At 59.7% G+C, this 5,392-nt stretch carries 7 protein-coding genes; 2 read left to right on the top strand and 5 right to left on the bottom strand.

Annotation, left to right across the window (positions count from 1 at the left end; genetic code table 11):
• Both KHO33_RS41520 and KHO33_RS41515 read right to left on the bottom strand, forming a co-directional pair.
• Window positions 1–231 (bottom strand): hypothetical protein (locus tag KHO33_RS41520; protein WP_211629320.1); only part of this gene is annotated, 231 nt, incomplete at its 3' end.
• A gap of 354 nt (window positions 232–585) precedes the next feature.
• Window positions 586–1,251 carry a LamG-like jellyroll fold domain-containing protein gene (locus tag KHO33_RS41515; protein WP_200568518.1) on the bottom strand — a complete coding sequence of 222 codons (666 nt, stop codon included), beginning with the start codon at window positions 1,249–1,251 and terminating at the stop codon, window positions 586–588.
• 281 nt (window positions 1,252–1,532) lie between these two features.
• Here KHO33_RS41515 and KHO33_RS41510 point away from each other — a divergent pair, with 281 nt between their 5' ends.
• A complete protein-coding gene (locus KHO33_RS41510) occupies window positions 1,533–2,735 on the top strand; it encodes a branched-chain amino acid ABC transporter substrate-binding protein (RefSeq protein WP_407946231.1) in 1,203 nt (400 codons plus the stop codon).
• 264 nt (window positions 2,736–2,999) lie between these two features.
• On the top strand, window positions 3,000–3,398 hold the full coding sequence (locus KHO33_RS41505) for a BON domain-containing protein (RefSeq protein ID WP_200568516.1): 399 nt from the start codon (window positions 3,000–3,002) through the stop codon (window positions 3,396–3,398).
• A gap of 119 nt (window positions 3,399–3,517) precedes the next feature.
• Here the strand turns inward: KHO33_RS41505 and KHO33_RS41500 are convergent, their stop codons facing one another.
• From KHO33_RS41500 to KHO33_RS41490, 3 genes are all read right to left on the bottom strand, one after another.
• Complete coding sequence (locus tag KHO33_RS41500) at window positions 3,518–4,270, bottom strand: hypothetical protein (protein WP_200568515.1); 753 nt, start codon at window positions 4,268–4,270, stop codon at window positions 3,518–3,520.
• Between the two features lie 525 nt (window positions 4,271–4,795).
• Window positions 4,796–4,981 (bottom strand): hypothetical protein, encoded by a 186-nt coding sequence (locus tag KHO33_RS41495; RefSeq protein ID WP_200568514.1) that lies wholly within the window; start codon window positions 4,979–4,981, stop codon window positions 4,796–4,798.
• Window positions 4,982–5,052: 71 nt separating this feature from the next.
• A partial coding sequence (locus KHO33_RS41490; RefSeq protein ID WP_200568513.1) for an FCD domain-containing protein occupies window positions 5,053–5,392 on the bottom strand: 340 nt, incomplete at its 5' end.

Genomic DNA, 5,392 nt, shown 5'->3' with positions numbered 1-5,392 from the left:
CATTAATAACCGCCTGCGGCCTTTCGCGGAGGCGAACAGGTACTCGTTCATCTGAGAGATGAAAACATGCTGGTTCGGCTTGCTCAAGCGTGAAAAAAGCAGCAGTGCGCGATATATTTCGAGCAGTCCGTTCTGCCGTCGCACGGATACGTGCCACTCGTTATTTAGTATTGGCATGGCCGAATGGCTCGTCAATTCCATTGGATTTAGGATGCCTGAGTTCTCATACATGTCTGTTTTTCAGCTTGCCAAGCGATCGCGGGTGAACATCGAGTCCGCCGCCAAATCATCTATGCTGCCCAGTACCTCCGGTTACCCCCGCAATACGGAACTTCACCGGCGCCTCCTTGGAATCCCAGGCAGTATGATGCCAAGTCATCGAGTTGCCGTTCAATCTCAAGATGAGGAGACTGATCTGTATCATATCCCGCGCGACATGCCATGCACAACACAATTCTTGACGCCTCATGTCTCAAGCCTGCGTTGGCGTGCGTAACGATGAGTTGAGCGAATTGGCGGCATCTGTATCAACACGCCGGACATCGTGGTTGACGAGATCCAGCCGCGGATCTGATAGCGAGATGGCTACGCGCCCGCAAGCCAGTGATTGCGAACCTGTTGCGCACTGAGCGCGTGGTCGTAGAGTGCCACCTCGCCCACGCAGCCATTCATGTAGTTCATGTAGGAACTCGGTAATCCGATGCCGAGCAATGTGGAAATGCCAGGGGCGTAAACAGACGAACCGGTATGCGCCGCCGCATTGAAATACAGCGTGCCCGCATAGTTCGCGCCCCTTGCGGACAGGACGATATGCTTGGGCGTGCCGACCGCGAGCGGGAGTCCCGCCCATGCGCTAGCGGCATAGCCGCTTTTCGGTTGATAATCGATGCCGTTACCGCTCGCGTAGAAGCTGAAGCCGGTGAGTGCAAAGAAGCACAACAGCGACGCGCCTTTCGCGCCCATCGCCGCGAAGTTCACCCACATTTCAATGGTCCAGTCTGTTCCCGCGCAGAAGTTCGCCGCGGGCGTAATGTTCACGTAGCCGGTTGAGCCATCGAGCGCGGCATATTCTTCGTCCGTCGAGGGAACGAGCGCCGCGGACGCAAGCGAGAAGCCGCCGACATAGGAGCCGTCGCGGCCGTTGCCGCTCGAATCGGCGGCCACCGTGCCTGACGTTTCATTAAGCCGCCAGTATGCATAGGGGCCATCAGCCAGTATCACCTGCTGATAGGCCGGGCGACCTGCGGCCATCAGCAGCCGTCTCGAATGTGCAACCGTAGGTGTCACGGATCGGCAGATTCGAGCCATTCCGGGATCGGCGTAATCGGGCCACGTGAGGGGCTTGCTGTTCAGTGGTTTTACTCCGATGCTAACAGGTGATGCACTTCGTGGCGCCTCGTCTTTCGTGTTCTAATCTTGCTGCTCATCGCAGCGATAGATATTCGTGCACGGCATCTCATTATTTAGCACTCTATAGAAAACAGAATGAGAGCCGCCGCATATCCGAGGACATGAAAAAGAGGAACGGTAAATTGAACCATTTTGCAAACTACAGCCTTGGCAAGACAACATTGATCGCGGTCGCGGCAGCGACCCTGGCCCTGACGGCCTGCGGCAGGAACCAGGCCTCCGAGGCCAACGCCGCACCATCGGGCGAAGAGATCGTGAAGATCGGCCACGTCGGTCCTTTGACGGGCGGCAGCGGCCATCTCGGCAAGGACAATGAAAACGGCGCGCGTCTGGCGGTCGAAGAGATCAACAAGCAGGGCCTGACGATTGGCGGCCGCCAGGTGCGCCTCCAGCTGGACGCCCAGGATGACGCCGCCGATCCGAAAACCGGTACGCAGATCGCCCAGAAGTTTGTCGACGAACGGGTGGTCGCCGTGATCGGCCACCTGAACTCGGGCGTTTCGATTCCGGCCTCGCGCATCTACGACGATGCGAACATCACGGAGATTTCGCCGTCGTCGACGAATCCAGACTACACGAAGCAGGGCTATAAATCGACCTATCGCGTGGTCGCCACCGACGCCCAGCAGGGCCCGGCACTGGGCAGTTACGCGCTGAAATCACTGAACGCGAAGACCGTCGCCGTCGTCGACGATTCGACGGCCTATGGCAAGGGCCTCGCGGACGAATTCGCGAAGACCGTGGAGGCAGCCGGCGGCAAGATCGTCGCTCGCGAAGCGACCAACGATAAAGCCACCGACTTCCGCGCCATCCTGACGAAGATGAAGGGCCAGCAGCCGGACGTCATCATGTTCGGCGGCATGGATTCGACGGTTGGCCCGTTCATCCGCCAGGCGGCGGCGCTCGGCGTGAAGTCGAAGGTATTGAGCGGCGACGGCGCGTGCACGGCCAAGGTGGCGGAACTCGCGGGTGACGCGGTGCAAAACCTCGTGTGTTCGGAAGCGAGCCTCGCGGTATCCCGGATGCCTAACGGCGTTGAATTCCAGAAGCGCTTTGAAGAACGCTTCAATGGTCCGATCCTGTTCAACGCGCCGTTTGCATACGATGCGGTCTATGTCGTGGTCGATGCGATGAAGCGCGCCAATTCCACCGACCCGGCGAAGGTACTGGCGGCCATGCCCGCCACGGACCATGACGGGGTGATCGGCCACATCGCATTCGACGTCCGGGGCGACATGAAGGAAGGCGCGATTACGCTGTATAACTATCAGGACAGGAAGAAGTCGATTCTCGATGTCGTGAAGTTTGGCGACGCGAGGACGTAAGAGACTTCACCCGGCAGAGGGCGCGTCTTCTGAACCGTTGCGCCTGAAGCAGCCGACCGGGTTGTCGCCAGGCAAAGCTCGCGGCGTACGACTCGGGGTTTTCACTGACATCCGTTTCGTTGCCTGATCCGTTAATGCAGAGGGTGCAGCAGGATGACGATGTCCTGCGATACCTGGTAAACATCATCAAGGCGGCCTGGATCGTGCAATAGCCCGATCCAGGCCGCTGGCTGAACGACAGAACCCGTTAAAAAGGAAACCGGTATGAAAACCACCCAACGGCTCAGGGTCGCTGGCAGCGCGTTGCTTGTCGCGCTGTCGACCCATGTCTACGCACAATCTGCGGCGTCCCAGCCTGCCGCGATGCCAGCGGCGAGCGGACCGACGGCAACCGCACACGCGCAGTATCACGCGTCGAAAGCGCAGTACAAGGCCGCGAAAGCCGTGAACCGCGCACTGGCGAAGAAGGTGCGCAACACGCTGGTGGCCGATCCCACGATCAAGGCCAGCAATCTGACCGTGCGCGCGCACGACGGCGCGGTTACCTTGCAGGGCAACGTGCCTGAACAGTCGCAGTCCGACCGGGCCACCGAGGTCGCGAAGGGCGTGGACGGCGTCAAGTCGGTGAAGAACGCGCTGTCGGTGCGCCCGGCCGGCGCCTGACAAAGTCACGCGCAGCGCTGATGATTGCACCGGCGTCAGGTCGGCTCCGTGCCGACCTGACGCCGGTGGCTTGGAACCCTGTTCGCGGTTGCGCCCGTCTGATCAGCCGATTAGTCATGTCAGTGATCCGGCCCAATACTGACATCGATCCGGTAGAGGGTGTACTCATTTGGCCCGAAGCTGCAGTAGTCCCAGCAGCGGAACTGGAATTGCATCGTGTATTTGTGCGGCACCGCCAGTTCCCGCGTGAGGCCTTGCCCGAACCCGAGCGCACCTGCCTGCCGAAGCTCCGACAGGCCTGCCGCCGACGAGGTGTCGAACCATGACGACATCCGTTCGCCAGATCCACCGGCAGGTTCCCAGCCAGCTTTCCTGAAATCAGCCTGCAACCGGTTCAGCAGTGCGACGGCGTCATTGAACGGCAGCGCCTCCAGCATGGGTGACGTGGTGATGGTTGCAACTTTCCTGTTACGCCAGGTCACCTGCGCGAACTTCGTAGCAGGAAGTGTGAAGCCGTTAACAGGATCGCTAAACACAATGACGACTGCCGGGGCATCGACAGCCGTCATTCCGGAACCTTTGTCGGGGGCACCGGAATGCTTTACAACGGGAAACGTCGACCCTTTGAGTACATCTTCCCAGGTTTCGCCGATCCGCACGGACAGGGTGGTCGTCGGCGCGAGGTCGTCGCGTTTGATCCACGCAACCGCTCCCAGAATGACTACGGCGGCGACTACAGTCCAGAAGTAGATGCGTTTCATCAGCGACATCCTGTGTTCACCGGCCCGCTCAGTCATGCGGCTGGCCGTCCCGCTCGCGAGAGACGCCGCCAGACTGCTGCGGGCGCGCCCGCCGTCGAGGATCTGTTTCACCTGCCCCCTCGCCACATAGTCCGAAAGCACCGCCCGTACTTCGGGCGGGCTGTAGTCCACCCGGTATTAGCGGCGACTTCAGTTCTGCATTCTTCATCATCTTTACGGCAGCGCGTGACCACCAACATTAAGAACAGCAACCCTTCGTCGGATATCGTCCAGGTCTCCATATTTTTCGCAAAATCATCATGAATTAATATCCAATCCTAACTATAATAGGAATTAGCGCGTCGGGTCGTCTCCTCCCGCGCTCCCACGACTGCGACACTCCATCCTCGGCCGCAACGCGGGTATTCTGTCCGCAACTCCTGTGGCGGGAGTTGCGTTTTTTTTGCCCGTTGCCTCGAACGGATGGAGTTTGCTCCATGGTGAGCTGGTAGTGTCCTTTTCATTGTCGATTTTTTACGGATTACCCGGTCTTTTAGCGACGCACGATCAATGACCGAAGGAAGTCAGGTGCCCGCGCATACGCATGGACACCGACCCTCATGACGGAGAAACAGGACCTTCGACGCGAGGTGTTCGTCACGCTCGCGCGGCGAGACTATCGACAACGCTTCGCGCGGCACGCTGCGACTCACGCTGAATTCCTTCGTCAGCACGTCTTGCGCTCGCAAGCATGGGGCCGTGCCGGTCTTCGACGATCCCCGCCATGATTCCGTCCAGCATCCGATTGGCCCGTGAGCGATGCTTGCCGTCCGGTACATCCATGGCGCTCCCTGCGATGTCCTGTCGCCTGCGTCGTCCGGGGTTCATACAACGTCCCTGCCGGTTCGGTATCCCTATCGTGACGTTGCCTCCTTCGTGACCGATGCGCCAGTGAGGGAACATTCTGACTGAGTCCCCCTGATGAACAGGTCTGGCTGGCTCGGCACAGACTCATCACCCCGGTGGTCGAACAGCGCAAAACTGGCGATTTCCGCTTCGGTCTGATCGCCCCGCTCGATGGCTTCGACGACACGACCATAAGCACGCACTGCTGCTGCCCATGCACCTTTGCGGGAACTGGCGACAAGATTGAGTATCGGCAGCGTGCCGCCGATGATGGTCGCCATCTGCTGGAAAAACTGGTTGCCGCTTGCCGCGACAATCCGCATGCGCAGCAGTTCACCAGCGGCCTGA

The sequence above is a fragment of the Paraburkholderia nemoris genome, from assembly GCF_905221015.1.
Lineage (GTDB): Bacteria > Pseudomonadota > Gammaproteobacteria > Burkholderiales > Burkholderiaceae > Paraburkholderia > Paraburkholderia nemoris.
The sequence above is the reverse complement of the archived record's forward strand: the minus strand, read 5'-3'. Positions and strand labels throughout refer to the sequence as shown.